The 20,878-nt window shown below is 51.5% G+C and carries 23 protein-coding genes; 9 read left to right on the top strand and 14 right to left on the bottom strand.

Annotation, left to right across the window (positions count from 1 at the left end):
• Positions 1-29: 29 nt before the first annotated feature.
• Positions 30-890 (bottom strand): TraB/GumN family protein, encoded by an 861-nt coding sequence (locus CWE12_RS10350; RefSeq protein WP_126789639.1) that lies wholly within the window; start codon positions 888-890, stop codon positions 30-32.
• Positions 891-958: 68 nt separating this feature from the next.
• On the opposite strand from CWE12_RS10350, the gene CWE12_RS10345 reads away from it, so the two are divergent.
• On the top strand, positions 959-1,759 hold the full coding sequence (locus CWE12_RS10345; protein ID WP_126789638.1) for a TlpA disulfide reductase family protein: 801 nt from the start codon (positions 959-961) through the stop codon (positions 1,757-1,759).
• A 34-nt stretch (positions 1,760-1,793) separates the two neighbouring features.
• Here the strand turns inward: CWE12_RS10345 and trpS are convergent, their stop codons facing one another.
• Together trpS and rpe are read right to left on the bottom strand one after the other, a co-directional pair.
• Positions 1,794-2,795, bottom strand: coding sequence for a tryptophan--tRNA ligase (trpS, locus tag CWE12_RS10340; RefSeq protein ID WP_126789637.1), 1,002 nt, complete (start codon positions 2,793-2,795; stop codon positions 1,794-1,796).
• 69 nt (positions 2,796-2,864) lie between these two features.
• Positions 2,865-3,533: a ribulose-phosphate 3-epimerase gene (rpe, locus tag CWE12_RS10335; protein ID WP_126789636.1), complete on the bottom strand. Its 669-nt coding sequence runs from the start codon at positions 3,531-3,533 to the stop codon at positions 2,865-2,867.
• 160 nt (positions 3,534-3,693) lie between these two features.
• Here rpe and CWE12_RS10330 point away from each other — a divergent pair, with 160 nt between their 5' ends.
• Positions 3,694-4,059 carry a hypothetical protein gene (locus CWE12_RS10330; RefSeq protein WP_126789635.1) on the top strand — a complete coding sequence of 122 codons (366 nt, stop codon included), beginning with the start codon at positions 3,694-3,696 and terminating at the stop codon, positions 4,057-4,059.
• A gap of 56 nt (positions 4,060-4,115) precedes the next feature.
• Positions 4,116-4,367, top strand: a complete 252-nt coding sequence (locus tag CWE12_RS10325; RefSeq protein WP_126789634.1) for a DUF2970 domain-containing protein — start codon at positions 4,116-4,118, stop codon at positions 4,365-4,367.
• Between the two features lie 45 nt (positions 4,368-4,412).
• Here CWE12_RS10325 and prlC read toward each other — a convergent pair whose 3' ends face one another.
• Complete coding sequence (prlC, locus tag CWE12_RS10320; protein ID WP_126789633.1) at positions 4,413-6,482, bottom strand: oligopeptidase A; 2,070 nt, start codon at positions 6,480-6,482, stop codon at positions 4,413-4,415.
• Between the two features lie 181 nt (positions 6,483-6,663).
• Between prlC and CWE12_RS10315 the strand changes: the two genes are divergently transcribed.
• Positions 6,664-8,997 carry a S9 family peptidase gene (locus tag CWE12_RS10315; protein ID WP_126789632.1) on the top strand — a complete coding sequence of 778 codons (2,334 nt, stop codon included), beginning with the start codon at positions 6,664-6,666 and terminating at the stop codon, positions 8,995-8,997.
• Positions 8,988-9,872: a DUF368 domain-containing protein gene (locus CWE12_RS10310; protein ID WP_126789631.1), complete on the top strand. Its 885-nt coding sequence runs from the start codon at positions 8,988-8,990 to the stop codon at positions 9,870-9,872. Before CWE12_RS10315 ends, CWE12_RS10310 begins: the two co-directional genes overlap by 10 nt.
• 18 nt (positions 9,873-9,890) lie before the next feature.
• Here the strand turns inward: CWE12_RS10310 and CWE12_RS10305 are convergent, their stop codons facing one another.
• The 3 genes from CWE12_RS10305 to gorA all read right to left on the bottom strand — a co-directional run bounded on the left by CWE12_RS10305 (position 9,891) and on the right by gorA (position 12,433).
• The gene (locus CWE12_RS10305; RefSeq protein WP_126789630.1) at positions 9,891-10,154 is read right to left on the bottom strand and encodes a hypothetical protein; all 264 of its coding nucleotides are present in this window, start codon (positions 10,152-10,154) and stop codon (positions 9,891-9,893) included.
• A 111-nt stretch (positions 10,155-10,265) separates the two neighbouring features.
• The gene (locus CWE12_RS10300) at positions 10,266-11,066 is read right to left on the bottom strand and encodes a CLCA_X family protein (RefSeq protein WP_126789629.1); all 801 of its coding nucleotides are present in this window, start codon (positions 11,064-11,066) and stop codon (positions 10,266-10,268) included.
• 8 nt (positions 11,067-11,074) lie between these two features.
• Entirely contained in the window at positions 11,075-12,433 is a 1,359-nt protein-coding gene (gorA, locus tag CWE12_RS10295) for a glutathione-disulfide reductase (protein WP_126789628.1), read from the bottom strand.
• An 80-nt stretch (positions 12,434-12,513) separates the two neighbouring features.
• Between gorA and CWE12_RS10290 the strand changes: the two genes are divergently transcribed.
• Both CWE12_RS10290 and CWE12_RS10285 read left to right on the top strand, forming a co-directional pair.
• Positions 12,514-13,221 carry a M48 family metallopeptidase gene (locus CWE12_RS10290; protein WP_157981962.1) on the top strand — a complete coding sequence of 236 codons (708 nt, stop codon included), beginning with the start codon at positions 12,514-12,516 and terminating at the stop codon, positions 13,219-13,221.
• Between the two features lie 95 nt (positions 13,222-13,316).
• A complete protein-coding gene (locus CWE12_RS10285) occupies positions 13,317-14,360 on the top strand; it encodes a hypothetical protein (protein WP_126789626.1) in 1,044 nt (347 codons plus the stop codon).
• A 28-nt stretch (positions 14,361-14,388) separates the two neighbouring features.
• Here CWE12_RS10285 and CWE12_RS10280 read toward each other — a convergent pair whose 3' ends face one another.
• The 6 genes from CWE12_RS10280 to udk form a co-directional block, all read right to left on the bottom strand.
• A complete protein-coding gene (locus CWE12_RS10280; protein ID WP_126789625.1) occupies positions 14,389-14,775 on the bottom strand; it encodes a TM2 domain-containing protein in 387 nt (128 codons plus the stop codon).
• On the bottom strand, positions 14,765-15,049 hold the full coding sequence (gene yidD, locus CWE12_RS10275; protein WP_126789624.1) for a membrane protein insertion efficiency factor YidD: 285 nt from the start codon (positions 15,047-15,049) through the stop codon (positions 14,765-14,767). The genes CWE12_RS10280 and yidD overlap by 11 nt, the downstream gene beginning before the upstream one ends.
• A 5-nt stretch (positions 15,050-15,054) precedes the next feature.
• A complete protein-coding gene (locus CWE12_RS10270) occupies positions 15,055-15,282 on the bottom strand; it encodes a DUF4177 domain-containing protein (protein ID WP_126789623.1) in 228 nt (75 codons plus the stop codon).
• Positions 15,283-15,465: 183 nt separating this feature from the next.
• The gene (locus tag CWE12_RS10265) at positions 15,466-16,140 is read right to left on the bottom strand and encodes an MlaC/ttg2D family ABC transporter substrate-binding protein (RefSeq protein ID WP_126789622.1); all 675 of its coding nucleotides are present in this window, start codon (positions 16,138-16,140) and stop codon (positions 15,466-15,468) included.
• A gap of 130 nt (positions 16,141-16,270) precedes the next feature.
• On the bottom strand, positions 16,271-17,479 hold the full coding sequence (locus CWE12_RS10260; RefSeq protein WP_126789621.1) for a NupC/NupG family nucleoside CNT transporter: 1,209 nt from the start codon (positions 17,477-17,479) through the stop codon (positions 16,271-16,273).
• Between the two features lie 31 nt (positions 17,480-17,510).
• Positions 17,511-18,143 carry a uridine kinase gene (gene udk / locus CWE12_RS10255; RefSeq protein WP_126789620.1) on the bottom strand — a complete coding sequence of 211 codons (633 nt, stop codon included), beginning with the start codon at positions 18,141-18,143 and terminating at the stop codon, positions 17,511-17,513.
• 178 nt (positions 18,144-18,321) lie between these two features.
• Between udk and cfa the strand changes: the two genes are divergently transcribed.
• On the top strand, positions 18,322-19,455 hold the full coding sequence (gene cfa / locus CWE12_RS10250) for a cyclopropane fatty acyl phospholipid synthase (protein ID WP_126789619.1): 1,134 nt from the start codon (positions 18,322-18,324) through the stop codon (positions 19,453-19,455).
• Between the two features lie 13 nt (positions 19,456-19,468).
• On the opposite strand, the gene CWE12_RS10245 is transcribed toward cfa, so the two are convergent.
• Positions 19,469-20,092 carry a hypothetical protein gene (locus CWE12_RS10245; protein WP_126789618.1) on the bottom strand — a complete coding sequence of 208 codons (624 nt, stop codon included), beginning with the start codon at positions 20,090-20,092 and terminating at the stop codon, positions 19,469-19,471.
• Positions 20,093-20,271: 179 nt separating this feature from the next.
• Here CWE12_RS10245 and CWE12_RS10240 point away from each other — a divergent pair, with 179 nt between their 5' ends.
• Complete coding sequence (locus tag CWE12_RS10240; protein WP_126789699.1) at positions 20,272-20,745, top strand: Dps family protein; 474 nt, start codon at positions 20,272-20,274, stop codon at positions 20,743-20,745.
• Positions 20,746-20,878 lie beyond the last annotated feature (133 nt).

The raw sequence follows: 20,878 nt of genomic DNA, 5'->3' as shown, positions 1-20,878 counted from the left end.
AATTCAACGTTTGCAGCAAAGCCGAAGACTCAGCGAGCGACGGGTTCCACCGTATAGCCAGCATCCTGCAACAAATTGATGACCCCCATGTCGCCTGGCAAATGACCAGCGCCCACAGCAATAAAAGTGCTCCGCTCATGGATCATCTCACGGATCGGTGCGACCCAATTCTGATTGCGTTCATCGAGCAATACCTCAGCGTACTCGGCAAATTGCGGATCCTCTTCCATTAACGCTAATAAGGTATCCAGGTCTTCGCTTAAATAGGCATCAATCAGAGACTCCATTTGTTCAGCCGTTGCCTGGTCGTCTTTAACCATTTCCAGCAGCCAGCTAACCTGTTCGCCCTGAGGAATGTTGTCGAACAGACCCATCTGAAACTCGACACTTTCTAATTCAAGAATTGGTAGCTCAAGTTCTGACGCGCGCTGCGCAAAAAAGGCTTCATACGATTCGGTATCAGCACATGGCATTGCACCCATCAGTAACATCGAGTTTAGCGCCATGGGTTTCAGCGCTCCTACCTCCGCCAGGCCGACACCGAAATTATCGAGGAAGTACTGATCCAGAGTGGCCAGTTCGTCTTCATTAAGGTGTTCTTCAAGGTAGGGTCCATCAGGGTTTACCATCAATTGCTGCAGGCGCATCATGGTCCCTGGTGCCGATATATCAATTTCTTTTGCCAGTTGCTCACTGCTGGCAAGGGCTTCTTCAATGCGGTCGTCCATGTAAAAACGATCCTGACAAATCACATGAATCGTACCAAACAGGTATGAAGGCTGGTCCAGGTCATTGCCGGTTACTTTCCACAGCAACGATGCCTGCGCTGTGCTAATTGTGAACACTGATACAAGCAACGCCAGTGTAAAAGTTCGAAACATCATTTTCATTTCATATTTCCTTGCTATCGTAGACTGCTATTTTAGCCAACTCACCACCATCAGCAGAGAGCTCAGCCATGTCCGTTACCTTTGGCCCATTTGCATTTGCCACCCAACATCTGATTTTCTTTATCAGCTGCGCAACCGCCTTTTTAGTGGGCTGGTTGCTCAGCCGACGTCAGGCCTACGGCATGGGCGACATACTTTTTCGTATTATAGCCGTGGGTTTGATCAGTGCCCGTCTGGTATTTGTAATTAAATATTACGATGTCTATCTTAGCGCGCCCTGGCAACTGATCAATATCCGCGATGGTGGCTTTTCACTTAGCACTGGGATCGTTGCCGGTATACTCTGGGCTGGCTGGGAACTCTACCGCCTTCCGCAAGCGAAATTACGCTTAGCAACGGCTGCCCTGTCAGGACTGGTTGTCGCCGTCATATTGACTAACGTCAGTCAATATTATCAGCAACAAACCGGGTTACCAGCGTTGGCGTTAACCACCCTCGAAGGACACGCCATAGAATTGCCGACAGACTTTGCGGAGCAACCGTTGGTGATCAATTTATGGGCCAGCTGGTGCCCGCCCTGCGTACGTGAAATGCCGCTACTGGAACAAGCCAGCGCCGACTGGCCTGAGATTGCTTTTATTGCCGTTAATCAAGGCGAGGGTTCAGGCACTGTCGAGCAGTTCCTGCAGCAACAGCAGTTGACGCTGCCCCATGTTTTACTGGATGCGAACGCTGCGCTCGGACAGGCAGTCGGGTCGCATGCTCTGCCCACCACCTTGTTTCTGCATAGTGACGGTCGTGTGAGCTATACCCATATCGGGGAGTTCAATACCGCAACGCTGAGAAACGCGTTACGGCGACTTGAATAGCTGATTCTTAATTAGCTGATTCTTAACTAGCTAATTACGGAGTGACAAAACCGACCGTATCGTAAACGTTGCGCACTGTCTCAGCAGCGGAGGCCCGCGCTTTTTCTGCGCCGTCCTGCATAATGCTATTCAGTGCTGCGCGGTCGTCACGCAGCGCATGATAACGCTGTTGCAGAGGTTCCAGCATCGCTACCACGGCATCCGCCACGTCCCCTTTCAGGTGGCCGTACATCTTGCCCTCATAATCAGGGACCAGGGACTCAATTGACTTGCCCGTTGCCCCGGACAGCAATGTTAACAGGTTAGAAACACCCGGTTTCTCCTCTGGGTCAAAGTAAACCCGGGCCTGTTCGTCAGAGTCCGTGACCGCGCGCTTAATTTTCTTCGCGATTTTCTTCGGGTCTTCCAGTAGGCCAATGAAGTTATTTGGGTTTTCATCTGACTTGGACATTTTTTTCAACGGGTCCTGCAGGCTCATGATGCGCGCGCCATGTTCAGGAATGAACGGGTCCGGCACCACAAAGGTATCACCATAGATATTATTGAAGCGGGTCGCGACGTCGCGGGCCAGTTCAAGATGCTGCTTCTGGTCATTACCAACCGGCACCTGATTGGCATTGTAAAGCAGAATATCAGCCGCCATCAGTACCGGATACGTAAACAGCCCTGCGTTCATATTGGCTTCGTTCTTCGCTGTCTTATCTTTGTACTGGGTCATCCGGTTCAGCTCGCCCATCTGGGTATAGCAATTCAGGATCCAGGCCAGCTGCGTATGCTCAGGTACATGAGACTGCAAAAAGATAGTACTACGCGCCGGGTCCAGGCCACAGGCGATATACAGCGCCAGCCCATTCAAGGTTGCCTGATGCAGCTCTTTCGGGTCCTGACGCACGGTAATAGCATGCAAATCAACCAGCATAAACTTACAGTCGTGGCTATCCTGCATGCCAACCCATTGACGCAATGCCCCCATGTAATTGCCAATGGTTAACTGTCCGGATGGCTGACATCCGCTAAGTACAACTGGTTTGCTCATTGTTCTGTTACCTTCTTTAGTATGCTATTGATGTACTGAATAGTATGTACTGATTAGAATCTTCGCTGACTACTTCAATTGCTCACGCATGGCGTCAATCACCTGCTTATAATCGGGCTGATTAAAAATAGCTGAACCCGCTACAAACATATCGGCACCCGCTTTTGCGATCTCGCCAATGTTATCAACCTTGACCCCACCGTCTACTTCCAGCCGGACAGGCCGTCCTGCGACGTCAATACGCTTGCGAACCTCACGGATTTTATCCAGCGTTGAGGGAATAAACGACTGTCCACCGAAGCCAGGATTCACTGACATCAGCAAGATAACATCCAGTTTGTCCATCACGTAGTCAAGGTAATGCAGAGGCGTCGCCGGGTTAAAGACAAGTCCTGCCTGGCAGCCATGGTCCTTAATTAATTGCAGGGTGCGGTCAAGATGAACCGATGCTTCCGGGTGGAAGGTAATAATAGACGCGCCCGCTTCTGCAAAATCCGGGATCAAACGATCAACCGGCTCGACCATTAAATGGACGTCAATTGGTGCCGTGACCCCATGCTTGCGCAAGGCTTTACATACCATAGGGCCAATCGTGAGGTTGGGTACAAAATGGTTGTCCATGACATCGAAGTGGATAACATCGGCACCTGCTGCGAGCACTGCATCCACTTCTTCGCCCAGGCGGGCAAAATCGGCTGATAAAATAGATGGTGCTATCCAGTAGTCCAGGTTCTGCATCGGTTCTCTCTTCGTTTATTGGGTTGGTAAATGGGGAAAACCCGCCTAGTTTAGCAGTCACAGGGAACGGAATCATCTGTTGTTACTCAGATGTAGACCACTACTTAAATTGGTGATAGATTAACCAGTTGTCGACACCTGTGTTGCCAAGGGAATTGTAATGCTAAAGTTTTTACTCAAAAATGCGATGTTAGTTGCGCTTCTGGCTGTTTCCGCCAGCCTGCTGTGGTCATGGACGGACTCAGGAGCTAGTTCTGGAGCTAACACGACCGGCGCCAGCGAGATCAGCCTGCTCCGTTGCCCGCCGCGGCAAGTTGTGCAGTCCGAACGTACCAGCCAGTCAGATACAAAACCACTGTGTGGTGCAGCAGAACAGGTACCCGAGCCGGGTGCAATCTCGCAAAGCCAGCTGCGTTTTGAGCTCCGCGCCCCTCGCAGTTCGTTCTCATTTCACTATTTAGATATTCTTGAATGGTTATTTACCGTTGGCAGCGACCCTCAAAGTAAAGCCTCGCAGTTCCATTAAGTGCAGTGCGACAGGCCTCATCCGACATTTAACTCAGCAGTAAAATGAAGACCCCTATGACCAACAAAGAATCGACCAACAAAGAATCAACAGACAAAAAATCGGCTCCCACGCAGAAAGTTACTTTCTGGCAAGTTTGTAAAAGCGTTGCCGCCGCACTTTTGGGGGTTCAGAGCGAACAAGCCAGAGCCCGCGATTTCGCCCAGTCAAATCCATTGCCTTATATCGCTGTCGGTGCCATCGCCATTGTCGGCTGTGTCATCCTGATGGTGCTGTTAGTGCGCACTATTATCAGCGTCGCCAGTTGATGCAGCATGCGCATCCGGCGCATGCTGCAGTCACCAACGCCGCGATTATCCTCTCACATCCGCGGTAATTCCGCTGTGGCGAAGTAACGCGCTGATATCAGGTTCACGACCGCGAAACGCTTTGAATAAAGTCATCGCATCGTCGCTACCGCCGCGCTCAAGGATCTGAGTGAGGAAGTCCTGCCCCACCTGTGGGTTGAAAATCCCTTCTTCTTCGAACCGGGCGAACGCATCTGCCGACAATACTTCCGCCCATTTGTAGCTGTAATACCCCGCGGCATAGCCGCCCGCAAAAATATGGCCAAAACTATGCTGAAAACGGTTGTACGCTGGCGGTGTGAACACCGACACTTTACTCCGCACATCGTCGAGAATAGCCTGAATTGCAACCCCTTGTTCGGGATCGATTTCGTGGTGCAGGCGCATATCAAACAATGAAAATTCAAGCTGACGCACCATTTGCATGGCCGACTGGAAATTACGTGCTGCCAGCATCCGTTGCAATAAATCATCCGGCAGGGCTTCACCGGTTTTATAGTGACTGGAAATGAAGGCCAGCGCCTCTTTCTCCCAACACCAGTTCTCAAGGAACTGGCTCGGCAGCTCGACTGCATCCCAGGCCACGCCATTGATACCTGAAACACCTGCGACATCAATCCGGGTCAGCATATGGTGCAACCCATGGCCAAACTCATGGAACAGAGTGATCACTTCATCATGAGTAAACAGCGCCGGAGTGTCTCCGACCGGCTTATTAAAATTACAGGTCAGATAGGCCACGGGTATTTGCAGCGACCCATCCGGCAGTCGCCGGCGCACTGCGCATTCAGCCATCCAGGCACCGCCACGCTTTTTCCCGCGGGCATAGAGGTCAAGGTAGAAACTGGCCCGGTGTTCGTCGTTTTTATCGTAAATATTAAAAACCCGTACCTGCGGATGCCAGGTATCAACCCCTTGCTGCTCTTCAATGCGAATTGAGAAGAGGCGTTTTGCCACTTCGAACAAGCCATTAACTACCTGCGTTTCGGGGAAATAAGGACGCAAAGTCTCGTCTGAAATATCATAGGTTTGTTGTTTCAGCTTCTCACTGTAATAGGCCATGTCCCAGGCCTGCAGCTGTTCAAGCGAATCGTTTGTCTGAGCGTACGCCTTAACCTCTTCCACATCGTCGCGGGCAGCTGGTAACGAACGCTCGGCTAAGTCAGTTAAAAAGTCCATCACCTGAGCCGGACTGTCGGCCATTTTGGTCGCCAGTGACAGTTCCGCATAGGATGCAAAGCCGAGTAAGCGCGCCAGTTCATGGCGTAAGCGAATGGTCTCTTCCATTACTGCACTGTTATCAAACTCACCTGCATTCGGCCCCTGATCTGAAGCTCGCGTACTAAACGCCTGGTACATCTCTTCACGCAACGCGCGATTATCTGCGTACATCATGACCGGCAAATAACTTGGAATGTCGAGGGTAAATACCCACCCGTCCAGATCCCGTTCTTTGGCCTGTTCGGCCGCTGCTGCCAGCGCACTTTCCGGCAGGCCGGCTAGTTCGTTTTCATCGCTGACATGCTTATACCAGGCGTGAGTTGCATCCAGTAGCTGGTTACTAAAGGTCGAGCTAAGCTCCGACAAACGAGACTGAATTTCTCCATAGCGAGACTTGTCTTTCGGTGCCAGGGCGACACCACTGAGTTCGAAATCACGCAGGGTTTCGGTAATCACCCGCTGCTGAGCCTGATCCAGTGAATTAAACTCATCGCTGCCGCGCAGGGTCTGATAAGCCTGGTAAAGGCCCTCATGCTGGCCAACCCAGGTTGAGTAATCGGACAGCAGCGCAAGACAGTTGTCGTGGGCCTCACGCAAGGCGTCATTGCTGACCACAGCATTCATGTGGGATACCGGCGACCAGATCCGGCTGATCTTGTCGTCCGCATGCTCCAGGGGCGCCACCAGGGTTTCCCAGCTCGGGTAGGCCTGTGCCGCCACACGTTCAATTAAATCGCGGCTCTCGGTTAACGCCTGCTCAAGTGCCGGCTGAATATGCTCGGCCTGAATGGCGGAAAATGGCGGATAAAGGAAATCGCCGGCCAGAGGGTTTTCGCTACGGTCCTGTTGCTTCATGGAGCTACCTACCTAAATTCTGAAAATGCATTTACTACTGAAGTAAGGCCTCGGAAGGCGAAATTCAAGTGAACACTCAAGTGAGCACTGAAGTGCAAACAATGAGTATAGGCACAACAGTGTTTTCAATGGCTAAACTTGGTTACACTGGGGGCTCGTCCATTATCATGACACTACTATTATGACTCTTTCTACTTTCCTGCGTCACCAGCGTGTTACCGCATTAGCCCTCGTAACTGGCTTAACCCTTGTTGCCTGCAGTAGTACCGAATCGCGCTACCAGGGCACGCAGCGTAACCTGCATACCACCTTCGAACTTTCCGATATATATCAGGAAGACACCTTCGATGTTGAGAGCTTCCCGACCAGCCGCTGGTTAGCCGATGGCAGGGGTTACACGACCCTGGAAGCAGGCAGTAATGACGGCCAGGATATCGTCCTTTATGCAGCCACCGGTGAGCAACTTGAGGTCATGGTCAGTGCCAGTGAACTGACGCCGGATGGCGCTGAAACCGCATTAACTATTGCTGATTACCAATGGTCAGATGATGCCAGCAAGGTACTGATATTTACCAATACACGACGCTCCTGGCGGACCCACACCCTCGGCGATTACTGGGTGCTGGACCGTAACAGCGGTGAACTGCTGCAACTGGGGGCCGATATGCCCGAGGCCACGCTGCAGTTTGCAAAATTCAACCCAAGCGCAGACCGGGTCGCTTTTGTGATGGAGAATAACCTCTATGTACAGGTTCTTGCGGATCGCTCGGTGACTCAGCTGACCGACGATGGCAGCACGCATATCATCAATGGCACCTTCGACTGGGTCAACGAAGAAGAATTTTCTCTACGTGATGGGTTTCGCTGGAGCCCTGACGGCGAACACATTGCGTACTGGCAACTCGACACCAGTGACGTGCCGATGTTCACAATGATAGATAACGTCTCTGAACTCTATCCCACCCTGACCGAATTCCCTTATCCGAAAGTTGGCGAGACCAACTCGGCAATGCGTATTGGCGTCATACCAAGCCGCGGCGGTGAAACCACCTGGATGCAAGTGCCCGGCGAACCACGTGACCATTATCTGGTGCGTATGGAGTGGGCAGGCAATAGCGACGAATTGCTGATTCAGCAAATGAATCGTGCCCAGAACACCATGCACTTATGGGTTGCTGAGCGTGAGCAAGGAGACGTTCAACGTTTGCTCACGGAACAAAGCGATGCCTGGGTAGAGCAGGTCGATGATATTCAGTTTTTTAACAACGGTCAGTCGTTTACCTGGCTCAGTGAACGAAATGGGTTCCGTCAGTTATACCGGGTCGATCGCAACGAGCAGGGTGCTGAACTTAGCCCACTGACGAACGGTGAACATCAGGATTACGACATTATAGATGTGAAACAGATTGTAATTAACGCCGACAATCAAGGCTGGGTCTATTATGTAGCGGCCCCTGATACTCCCCTGCAACGAGTACTGATGCGAGCTGCCATTCAGCCGCAGGCCGATTCAGCGACAACCGCCGAGCGGCTGACACCAGCAGACTGGACTGGCACCCATGATTACCAGATTGACGCCAAAGGCGAATTTGCTATCCACAGCTACGCCAGCATTGGCCAGGCGCCGCAAACGCGAATGCTAAGTTTGCCTGATCACAAGGTGGTGAGTGACCTGGAACTGAATGAAACACTGGCTGATACTCTGGCAGAGCGAATTACCAGTGAAACTGAATTCTTTCGCGTTGAAGCACGTGACGGGCTGGAACTCGACGCCTACATTATGCGCCCGGCTGACCTCGACCCCAGCAAGTCCTACCCCTTGTTAATGTATGTATACGGTGAACCATGGGGCCAGACTGTCGCCGACAATTGGTTAGGGCATAGCTGGCTGTGGCATGAATACCTGACCCAACAGGGTTTCATCGTGGTATCGGTCGACAACCGCGGCACGCGTTCGCCACGCGGACAAGCCTGGCGTCACTCGATCTACCAGCAGCTTGGGGTTATTACTGTTCGTGACCAGGCCGACGCGCTAGATGCGATTGTGGACAGATGGGATTACGTCGACAGTGAGCGGGTTGCTATCTGGGGCCACAGCGGCGGAGGCTCACAAACGCTGAATGCGCTGTTCCGCTACCCGGAGAAATTCCACGCCGGTATTGCGCTGGCGCCGGTACCTGACCTGCGTCTGTACGACACCATATACCAGGAACGTTATTCAGGGTTATTGCCTGAGGCGGCTGAAAGCTACCAATACACCAGCGCAGTAACCCACGCAGAGAACCTTCAGGGTGACTTGTTACTGGTTCATGGGACCGCTGATGACAATGTTCATTATCAGGGTTCAGAGCGGCTTATTGACGAACTGGTGCGGGCGCAAAAACAGTTTCGTTTTATGGCCTACCCGAACCGTACCCACAGCATCAGCGAAGGTGAAGGCACATCGCTGCATTTACGTACCATGATGACCGAGTTTTTACAGCAAAGCTTGAGACTAGCAAAACCATGCAACTGAAAAACTATATTAACTGGATTATAAAGGGCCTGGCGATGGGCGCGGCTGACGTGGTCCCGGGCGTCTCCGGCGGAACCCTGGCCTTCATTCTTGGTATTTATGAACGCTTCTTAGGCGCTTTGGCCTCTTTCAACGGAGAGGCGCTTCGGTTCGTCGCAAAAGGCCAGTGGCGAGCGTTCTGGCGGCATGTCGACGGCACCTTTTTGCTCTGTTTATTTGGCGGTATTCTTAGTAGCATTTTCTCACTGGCAACGCTGATCCATTATTTGCTAATCAATAACCCGCTTCCCCTCTGGGCCTTTTTTAACGGATTGATTATTGCGGCGTTACCCTGGCTTTTAAAAGCGGTTCGCTTTAATGCAGCCCGAATTGCATTGCTGGTAGCAGGCGCACTCTTTGCGTTCAGTATTAGCTTGCTCACACCGGTTCACAGTGACCCTATGCCGTTGATGTTCTTCGGGGCTGGCTTTATCGCTATCTGTGCGATGATCCTGCCAGGCATTTCGGGTAGCTTCCTGCTCTTGCTAATGGGAATGTATGCGCCGGTGGTGAGTGCAGTTAGTGACGCACGATTCAATTTATTAGCACTGTTTGCGCTAGGTTGTGTGGTTGGACTGCTGGCGTTTTCACGCCTGCTGAATATGCTGTTAAAACGGCACCACGACACCATGCTGGCATTTCTCTGTGGGGTTGTGATCGGGGCTCTCTACCGTATCTGGCCGTGGCAAATCGAAGGGGATATTATGCTGCCGGTCACCTACGCAGAGGCAACCGGCAGCACCCAGTGGCTAGTAGCAGCGGTCTGCTTGCTCGCAGGAGCGGCTACTATTTTACTGTTACTGCGACTGGAGCACATTCTCGGTAAGCGTGATTAACACGCTTACCCGGTATGCTTACCAGTTTTGGTAGTTGTCACCACGACGCTGGCGATCAAGTTCGCCTTCAGCGGCTTCGCGGTTCGCTTCCATCTCTTCCGGTGTACGACATACACGACGGCCAATGTGAGATCCAGTTGGCTTCTCAATGCGGCAAATTTCCACCACTTCGCCTTCCTCGTTTACTACCTGCTGTTCAGACGCACGATCAGCACCACCTGCACACCCTGCAAGTACCAATGCACTGGCAGCAAATAAAAGCGTAATTTTAGTATCTACCATGACGTAGTTTCCCTATTTTCTGAGATTAGATAAGTTTCATATGAATGAATTTTAACCATATCTGCGATGCTAAGCGTACGCAATTGCATTTACAAACAAATTTGTAACACGTTATGACGAACAGCGTTTCGCTGATAGCGCGCGACCCAAGTGGTAAAAATAGCTCAACCAGAGTTCGCCGAGCTGAAATGTGGTTGATGGATCGGGGTAGAGCCCGGCATTAGCCGTCTCACTTTGCAGCGTGCCGGAGACCAGAAAGTGATTTTTTTGCCCCAGTCCTTGCAACATTCGCTCGAACGCACGCGCCGCGATTTCCTCAGGCTGGCTAAAGTAAACCCGCCCTAACCGCTTATCGATAGCCATACAATGGCGCATAAACGGGCTCACCCCTTGCCCGTTACTATCGAGGAAAAGTAACTTGAAGGCGGTATCGAGCAGATTGTTCAGTGGATGAACTTTGAAATCGTGGTGACTAAGCCAGTAGCGCGACGCGAACGCCTGTGCTGGCACCTTAGAATGAGTAGCGAACATATGCGCACAGATATAGTGGTCGAACGCATGGAACCACTCGTGCGCCAGGCTCCCGCCGCCTGCATTTTTCGCCAGAGCCAATGCTCTGCTCGCAGGTTCATAGTGGGCAGCACTGTGCTTGCGACCGCCCACTGCGAAATGCAGCGCCAGGGTTCCGTTTAAAGAGATAACCTCAGGCGGGACCCTGAGCAGAGACTCCATATCCCGCAACGCATCGTAAAACAGATTGGCCGCCCGTTGTTGCTCAACGGACGTAACCCAGCGACCCACCCGAATACTATAAAAATCATAGCGCCGCTGGATGTCAGCAAAGCTGACATCATCACCATTACGGTAATCAGCGCCATTGCGATAATAGACGCGCTGTAAGAACTGGCTCACAGTCGCACTTAGCGCATGGTAACGAACTCTTCAGCACTGGTTGGGTGCAGCGCTACTGTGGCATCGAAATCGGCTTTGGTCGCCCCCATTTTCATAGCCACCGCAAAACCCTGGAGGATCTCATCCATCCCCTCTCCAATGCCGTGTAGTCCTACTACCTTCTCATCCGAACCAGCACAAACCAGCTTAAAGTGGCTCAGTGCCCGGTGCGGGGTAACAGCGTTGTACATGGCAGCGAACCCTGAGTCATACACCTTAACGTCATCCGCACCGTAGTGCTCAACAGCGTCAACCTCAGTCATTCCAATAGTGCCGATCGGTGGATGACTAAAGACAATGGTTGGGATCAGACTGAAATCCATGTGCGCATCGGGCATGTCTTTATTAAAAAGACGTTCAGCCAGCAAGCGCCCGGCTTTAATTGCCACCGGCGTAAGCTGTGCTGCGCCGGTAATGTCGCCGACCGCGTAAATTCCGTCAACATTGGTATTCTGATACTGATCAACCTGTATGTAGCCCTGTTTGTCAGCCTCAACACCCGCCGCGGCGAGGTTGATTTTATCCGTCGTTGGCTCACGGCCAATCGCCCAGACCAGACAGTCGACCTGATCTACAATTTCATCGTTGAGAGTGGTAATACAGAGCGTGCCGTCGTCATTCTTATCAACTTTTTTCACTTCACTGTAGGTATGCAGCGTCGGGCCACCGTCCTGTTCCATCCGTGTTAGCAAGCTGTCTATCACCGACCGTTCAAAATCTCGCAGAGGCCGGTCCTGGCGGACCAGAAGGTGGGTATCTGTACCCAATGCATGAAATACACCGGCAATTTCTACTGCAATGTAACCGGCACCCACAACAACGGCCTTTTTAGGCTGCTCGGTTAATGCGAAGAAGCCGTCAGAGTCAATGCCATGCTCAGCGCCCGGTAAATCAGGCACCGTCGGCCGGCCGCCGACAGCAATGGTTATATGGTCAGCGGTAATCCGTTCGCCGTTTACTTCCACGGTGTTCTTGTCGACAAAGGTCGCAAACCCTTCAATGTATTCAACCCCGTTGCCTTCAAAACCGCGCTTATAACCACCGTGAATACGTTCGATGTAAGCTTCCCGGTTTTTCACCAGGGTGCCCCAGTCATAGCCTTTCTGCTCGACCTCAAACCCATAAGAAGGTGCATATTTAAGCGCTTCTGCGATATGGGCGCCATACCACATTACTTTCTTTGGCACACAACCGACGTTTACACAGGTTCCACCAACCGCTTTTGCTTCTATCACGGCCGCACTGGCTCCACGAATCGCAGCCCGGTTGGCTGAGGCAATACCACCGCTCCCGGCGCCGATACTAAGGTAATCGAAATGTCTGCTCATGAATATTTCCTGTCAGTCTGTTCTGTAAGTTTGGCTGGCAACGTTATACCATATTTGCGAGTCAATTTGGGGACCTGCCATTGAACTACACCTTATCTCGCAGCAAGCGCCGCCGCACTATTGGCATTACCATTAAGCAAGGTAAAGTCAAAGTAGCAGCCCCGGAAAGTGTAGATTTACACCGTATTGACAGCTTCGTTGCCAGCAAGCAGGACTGGATAACACGCCACCTGCAGGCGCAACAGACCCGCCTGCGCGACCTTCCCAAGCGACTGTGGCAACATGGGGAAACCCTGTTCTGGCTAGGCCAGACGATGCGCCTGGAAGTCCGTCCTGGGCACAGAAATACGATTGAAGCTATCGATAATACCCTGCAAATTCGTTTATCACGACGTTGCACTCAACCCGCTGCCCAAACTCAAAAGCTGGTTCAGCAATGGTTCAGGCAAGAGGCCCGCCAGTGGCTGGATTCACATATACCTGATATGCCAGCGGCTAGTGCTACACCCCCTGCAGCCTGGCGCATTGCTAATTACACCGCTAAGTGGGGTGCCTGTTCGGCACAAAAAACACTGAGCTTCAGCTGGCGGCTGTTTGCCGCACCAGAGTGGGTAGTTCGCTACGTCGTCTTGCATGAGCTATGTCATCTGACTCACTTTAACCATTCACCAGCCTACTGGAACTTAGTCGAGCACTACGACGCAGATTACCGCGAAGCGGAACAATGGCTGAAACAGCACGGCCACAGTTTGCTCAACGACGATTACTTTAATTTTTCCCCGGATTAACTTTGTAAACCCAGCGTCAAGTTCTGGACAAAACAGCTATATAGCCACTATCTTGGCTAACACTATTATAAAAAAGTTAACAGGGAATTTACCTTATGCGGTCATGGCGCCCTGCGTATTTGCCATTTATTACGTTTGCGCTGCTCCTGAGTCAGTCGGGGTGCGCACAATCTCAGGATGAGCCAGAACAGGTTACTCAGACAACGGCCAGCCCACAGTCTGCGGATGAAGAACCCAGTCAGCAGACGTCCTCACCCGATGACGACGATATGATGCTCGATAGTGTACAGCGCGGGGTGCAGGCGTCGGTGGATGCTACTGCGCGCTGGTTCGATGGTTTTTTTGGTGATAGCCGGACGTTTGATGACAGTGATTATGACAGCCAGGGCCGGATCTCATTAGCCCCGCAGTGGACCGAATACGAAGGTTGGCGGGTGCGCTCCAGTCTGCGGGTCAAGGTCGATTTACCTATTGCCGAAAATCGGTTCTCTGCCTTTATCGGCCGTGTAGACACAGACGACTACGTGGTTGGTGATGACGCTGAACGCCGCGCCTCAGTGCTAAGAAACATCAACGGAGACAGTGAATGGCTGGTGGGCCTGGGCTTCAACCCGAGCCAGGGCGAGGAAAATCGATTTAATGTCTCCGCGGGGATCCGCGGTGGGCTAAATGCAGACCCTTATACCGAAGCGCGGTATCTGTACCAAAAGCGAATAACCAACAACGCTCAATTTCGTACCCGTTCCGCCGCCTTCTGGCGTGACAGCGACGGTTTTGGCTTTGCTCAACGGGTTGATTATGAACATACCTGGGGCCCTAAATGGCTGCTCCGGTTAGCCAATGAAGCGACCTATGCTGAACGTGTAGAAGGCATCCGCCTGCGTAACAGCGCTGCTCTTTACCACTTGTATGATGAAGAGAAAGCGGTGGCATTTGAAATCACTTATGCAGGTGAAACTAAAGCCGAAGTGCAGCACAAAGATATTACGACCCGCTTTATTCATCGCCAGTCCTGGCTCCGCGACTGGTTCTACGTGGAGAAATGGGTCGGCATGCACTGGCCAAAAGAATTCCCCGAGGAAGAGCGCGAGCGAGCCTGGATGCTTGGTATCGAATTTGAACTCTGGTACGGCCGTTAGTGGTGTCGCCGAAACCAGGTCAGATGGCTTACACCTCTACCCCTAAGCGAGCGAGGTTACGTCGATAAATGCCGTTATTGTAGTCCTGCACAATCAGTTGAGAACGAAATAAGGCACCCAGCTCAAGCACCAGAATACCAAGCAGCATAACCACACCGAGCCCGTGCCAACCTGTCGCCAGCAAGACAATGGAAAGCACAAAGACGGTCAGGTTAATGCTTCCGCGAAGCCATTTTTGCAGGTAGAAATGATGCAGGCCACAGACAAAAAACCAGTTCAGCACGGCATAGGTATCCGGATCCTTCACGTCGCGGCGGACCGTCTCATAAAACGCTTTCCGTTCGATAGCAGGCAACCGCTGAGCCCTGTTACGTAGCCTTTCTTCGTCTGCATTAACGTCTCGTTTAGTTAACATGGGAGGCGCCTCCCTGGCTAAGATTCGCGCTCTGATCCTGCTGTTCAGGCAGAAAGGGCTCATAACACACGCAAAAGCTATCGTGACCACGGCAGCGACGTATTCGCTGCCAGCCAAGCATCATTCCTTTGCGCACACCAAGCGCACGCACTGCCTGCAGGGTGTATTCAGAGCAGGTCGGCGCGTAATTACAACAAACACCAAACCAACGGCGACTTCCGCCGCTACGCTGGTACGCCTGAATCGAACGGATCAGTAACTGTTGTGCGTTCACTCGTATTACCGTCCAAGTGTCACTATCATGGCTTCACGCTGCCAGAACAACCAGAAGCGCTTCATCTCCAGTACCTGAAAGACCACCTGCCAGCCATCCGCCGCGTAGGCATTCAGTTCGGCTTCGATCTTTTTCATGGGTAAGCCAGATGAACCGAGAAAAATGGTGCCACAGCCTCCTTCAACTATATGAACCACTTTGTATTCGCTGTAGCGTTGCTCTGTACTTTGCATAAGGTCGTTCCTGTATTGAATCAGTCTAGTATCTATACACGTATAGACAGGGTCGTGGTAACCTGAAAATTGTTACAAAATATAAAAAAGCCAGCTAGCGATTAAGCTAGCTGGCTTTCTGTTATGCTTTACTGAGCTCACTTGGGCTAATCCCCAATAGGCTCAATCGTGCCGGTTCGCGGATTACCCTTGTGAGGTAAATTCGTCCGCATCAAGCTCCTCATCGAGATCAATCTCGACGCTCGCGCGTTCGCGCAGCAGTTCAATAGCGCCGTCAAAGCCTCGTTGACTTAAAATAGACTGAATTTCAGAACGCTGTGCGCTGAGCAGGCTAATGTTTTCCGCCTCAAGATCGAATGCCATCCACGGCGACTCAGGGGTCTGACGACGAAGGTTAAAGTTCAGTCGTATTGGTGGCCCATCTTCCTGATTTAATTGAGCACGGACAATCACCACCCGCTCATTCTCATAATCATCTTCACGGCCAAACTGCAATTCATGCTTCTCTTCATCATACTGAGTAAAGACCCGTGCGTAGGTATTGATCAGGTATGAGCGAAACGCATCAACGAATTGACGACGTTGCTCGTCGTCCAGCGCGCGCCAGTTGCGACCCATAACCTGTGCCGCCGCAAAACGGTAATCGGTATAAGGAATTAGCTCTTCTTCCATAATTACACGCAGATAATTAGGCTCCTGCTCAATTCGCTCGCGGTCATCACGGATCCGTTGCAGCATCGTTTCCGCAACTTCCTGTAATAAGCGGTGCGGATTATCATTTTCGATGCGCTCCTGCGCCATAGCGCTCGGCACGACGAGTACAAGTACCAGCATGAACGCTATCCAAACGGATTTCATAATCTGCTCCTTTGAGAGTAAAAATAACAAACCGCCTGAATCAGTCCAGGCGGTATAGTTTGATAGTATAACCGAAATGCGTCTTACGTCCTGACAATTAATTGTAACGAATTGTCAGGAAAAGTGATCATTAAGAAAGTGCAAAGAAGACCCCGGCGATTGCCGCACTCATCAAATTGGCCAGCGTAGCAGCCAATAAAGCGCGCATACCCAGCTCGGCAATGTCTTTGCGCCGACTTGGTGCCATCCCGCCGAGTCCGCCCAGAAGGATTGCAATGGAAGAGAAATTGGCAAAACCACAAAGCATAAAGGTAATAATGACCTGACTATGCTCACTCAGCTGATCCCGGTAGTTGGCGAAATCAAGGTAGGCTACAAACTCATTAATAACCAGTTTTTGACCAATAAAACTGCCAGCAAGCCGAGCTTCGTCCCAGCTTATGCCAAGAATGAACGCCAGTGGCTGAAAGATGTAACCCAGAATCAGCTGCAACGTCAGTTCGTCCGCTCCAAAGAGCCCCCCGACCCAGCCGATAATGCCATTTATCAGGGCAATCAATGCAACAAAGGCAAGGAGCATAGCACCTACGTTAAGGGCCAGTTGCATACCACTTGAAGCGCCTGAAGCTGCGGCGTCGATCACATTGGTACGTTTTTCTTCGAGCGGGGTTTCAGCGAGGTGGTCAAGCGGTTCTTCGGTTTCCGGCAGAATGATCTTAGCCATCAACAAACAACCTGGTGCAGCCATGAAGCAGGCGGCTATCAGGTACTTTAATTCGATTCCAAGCCCGGCATACCCAGCCAGCACTGAGCCAGCAATTGAACCCAGGCCACCGACCATGACCGCAAAAAGCTCCGATCGGGTCATACGGGGAATATACGGACGTACCACGAGCGGCGCTTCAGTCTGTCCGACGAAAATATTCGCGGCTGCCGACATTGACTCTGGTTTCGAGGTCCCAAGTAAGCGTTGTAACCCGCCACCTATCAGGCGAATAACCCAGTGCATAATACCGATGTGATACAACACCGCTATCAGCGAGGAGAAGAATACGATGACCCCAAGCACGTGGATGGCGAAAATAAAGCCCTGAGAATACGCGCCAATGTCACCAAAGAGGAATTCCATCCCCGCACTGGCATAGCCAATGACATTGGCAACCCCAAGCGCGAACCCACCCAGTAAATCCTGGCCCAGAGGGATATAGAGCACAAAAGCGCCAAGGCCAGCTTGCAACGCAAAGGCCCCACCAACGGTGCGCCAGCGTATCCGGGTACGTGCGACAGAAAATGCGTAAGCAATGAGCAGTAAAACGGCGATGCCAATCAAGCCTATCATAGGGATTCCTTTAGCGTCGGTCTTTGTCTAATTATTCAGCCAGCAGCTGACGAATTTTGGCTTTAATAATGTCGATAGCAATTTCATTCTGACCACCGCGGGTCACAACCAGATCCGCATGTTGCTTGGAGGGGAAGATAAAATCAAAAAAGGCAGGACGAACATAATTCTCATACTGCTCGGTAATAGAAGCCAGCGTTCTTCCGCGTAACTCCATATCACGATTAATACGGCGTAAAAGACAGGTATCTAAAGGCGTATCCATAAATACCGAAATATCAAACTGCTCGCGCAGCTTTTCATCGCTCAGCAGCAGAATACCTTCCACCAAAATAACCCGTGCAGGGGTTACCGGGATGGTTTTTTCAAGACGCGTGTGCTCCTGGTAGGAGTACTGCGGCATTTCGATCGCATGACCGTCGCGCAATTGTTGCAGATGCTGGTACAAAAGGTCATGTTCAAAGGCAGTGGGGTGATCGTAGTTGGTGAGCACTCGCTGCTCATAGGAGAGGTGACTCTGGTCACGATAATACGCATCTTCCTGCAGTACAGAAATCCGCTCGCCACCTAGCTCTGCGACCAACTCCTGATACACTGTAGAGGCAAATAAACTCTTCCCGGATGCAGACGCCCCGGCGATGGCGATAATGGTTGTTTTGCCCACGAAAAACCTTCTCTAACGACTTCATAAACGCATCAAGCGCGCATTATCGCCAATTTGCGCCAAGATATAAACACATAAAGGGTAAAAAGGCGCACTTAGTGACAGATCAGGGACTATGTATTAGGCTTTGTAAGCATCCTAAATGGTTGAAATTTTGATGAAATAGAAAGGTAAAACCATGTCATCTCAGGATTTCGCAAACGAATTGCTGGCAAAAGCAGATATTCAGATCAATGGGTCCCGCCCCTGGGACCTCCAGCTGCATCGTGACGATGTCATACCGCGTGCGCTGGCCCACGGTAACCTTGGCCTCGGTGAAGCCTACATGGACGGCCACTGGGACTGCGAGCACCTCGACCAGTTTTTCTCCCGCCTTTTACAGGCCCGTATTGCAGAGCAGGTTCATCCGTCACGTCTTATCATGCATTCTCTGAAAAATCGTCTGTTTAACCTGCAGGGCAAAAAACGCGCCTGGGAGGTCGGTCAGAAACACTACGATCTTGGCAACGACCTATACCAGAAAATGCTCGATAAACGGATGGTCTACACCTGTGGCTTCTGGACTCAGGCCAAGGATCTGGACACCGCGCAGGAGCACAAGCTGGAACTCACCTGCCGCAAACTTAAATTAAAACCCGGCATGCGGGTGCTCGACGTGGGCTGCGGCTGGGGAAGCTTTATGCAATATGCGGCCGAGCACTACGGCGTTGAATGTGTTGGCGTCACCATTTCCAAAGCTCAGATCGAGCTTGGTAAAGAACGCTTTAAAGGATTGCCGGTTGAATTTTTATTAAACGATTACCGTGATTTGCCCGAGATCTTCGCCGACAAGCCTTTCGATGCAGTGGTGAGCCTGGGTATGTTTGAGCATGTAGGCCCGAAAAATCACCGAACCTACATGCAGGTTGTGAATCAGGTCCTGAAAGAGCACGGTCTCTTCTTACTGCATACCATTGGCCGCAATGCCGGTGGCACCCCTCCAGACCCGTGGATAGATAAGTACATTTTTCCGAACGGCGAATTACCTGCCATTCGCCATGTTGGCGAGGCGGCGGAAAAGCTTTTCGTGGTCGAAGACCTGCATAACTTTGGCGCTAGCTACGATAAAACATTAATGGCCTGGCATGATAATTTCGAGCGGGGCTGGCCTGAACTGCAAAAAAACGCCAGATACGATACCCGCTTCTATCGTATGTGGCGTTACTATTTACTCTCCTGTGCCGGAGCTTTTCGGGCGAGGAATATTCAGTTGTGGCAATGGGTATTGTCTAAACAGGGTGTGGAAGGTCACTACGAGCGACCCGCACTGTAAAAACGTGGCCGCTTTACTGAATATAGCCGCCTTCATGGCCCCAGGCGGCCGGCGGTGGCTCAACGGTCTGGCTTAAATCAAAGTCGACGCGCCAGGTCCACTCGTCATCAGAATAGGTGCCATAGGTATATCGAACGCCGGGCTCTACTTCGACCCGCCACCCCAGCTGTTCGTCATTCGGTCCCGTGCGCTCGGTGAAGACAAAGCGCTGGCTGGTTGAATTGCCATCGGTCTCGGTATATCCACCGTACATGGTATTGCCTGCGTCTTCGCTGCCATCCTGCAACCTGTGGTCGTGGCGCAGTTCAAGCCGTTCAGGGTGTTTACGATAAATCCAGGTCCGCGAACGGTCCCAGTCACCCTGCCCCTGTTCAGCTCCAATATGAAAAGCGGCGTAAATACTGTTTTCATCACACTCGCGAAAATGAACCAGCAACGCTTCATTTCCCTGCAGCAGGTCGCTGTCCGGGCGTTCAACGGTTCGCTCTCCCCGGTATGCGTTGCCACAAAGCTCGCCAAGGTAGAAAAAGAACTGTTCCTGCGCAGGGAGCTCTGCCGAACGCTGTGCGTCAGAGCACCCACTGGTTAATAACACACCCGCTATCACCGCAACGGTTAATTTTTGTTGAGCACGCATACAGGTTCCTTCAGTTTTACCACTCTATGAACTCTAGCCGTTGCCTCTGGCGAATGCAAAAAAGCGATTTAACTCATCGCTTTAAAGCATGTGCAAAGTCAAATTAAGCGGCTAAGCTAGTAGCTATACTTAAAGTCCCAATGGATGAACAGCAGACGTAAGGGGAACATTTTATGCCTATACAACAGTTAAACGTGATTGGCCTCGGTAAAGCCGACACAGAAAAACTCGCAGGAAAACTTAACCAGTTACTGTCCAACTACCAGATTTTCTATATGAACGTGCGAGGCTTCCACTGGAACATTCGTGGCGAGCGTTTTTTCGAGTTGCACGTCAAATTTGAAGAAACCTATAACGATTTGTTGATGAAAATTGACGAAATCGCAGAGCGTATTCTGACCCTTGGTCAGCAACCCCAGCACACGTACACCAACTATCTCGACAATAGCAGCATTAAAGAAGTTGCCGACGTCCATGACGGTCGCACCTGTGTTGAGAGCATCCTGCAAAGTTACCAGGTTGTGATTAAGTTGCAGCGGGAAATACTCTCCGCCGCCAACGAGATCGATGATGAAGGCACTGCCTCGCTGATGGGCGACTACATTACCGAGCAGGAAAAAACGGCGTGGATGCTGACCTCCTACCTCAAGTAGACCAGCCACATTAGTAAAAGCGCCGCCTCAGCGGCGCTTTTTATTTGTCTGCAGATCCGGGTATAATGCCGGCGCCTGCGCTTGAAGGCGATACCACCTCAGGCTCAGCACCATTTTCTATGACTAACCAGGC

It is taken from the genome of Aliidiomarina sedimenti, from assembly GCF_003986955.1.
GTDB classification, from domain to species: Bacteria; Pseudomonadota; Gammaproteobacteria; order Enterobacterales; family Alteromonadaceae; genus Aliidiomarina; species Aliidiomarina sedimenti.
This window is presented reverse-complemented; position numbering and strand designations above follow the sequence as displayed.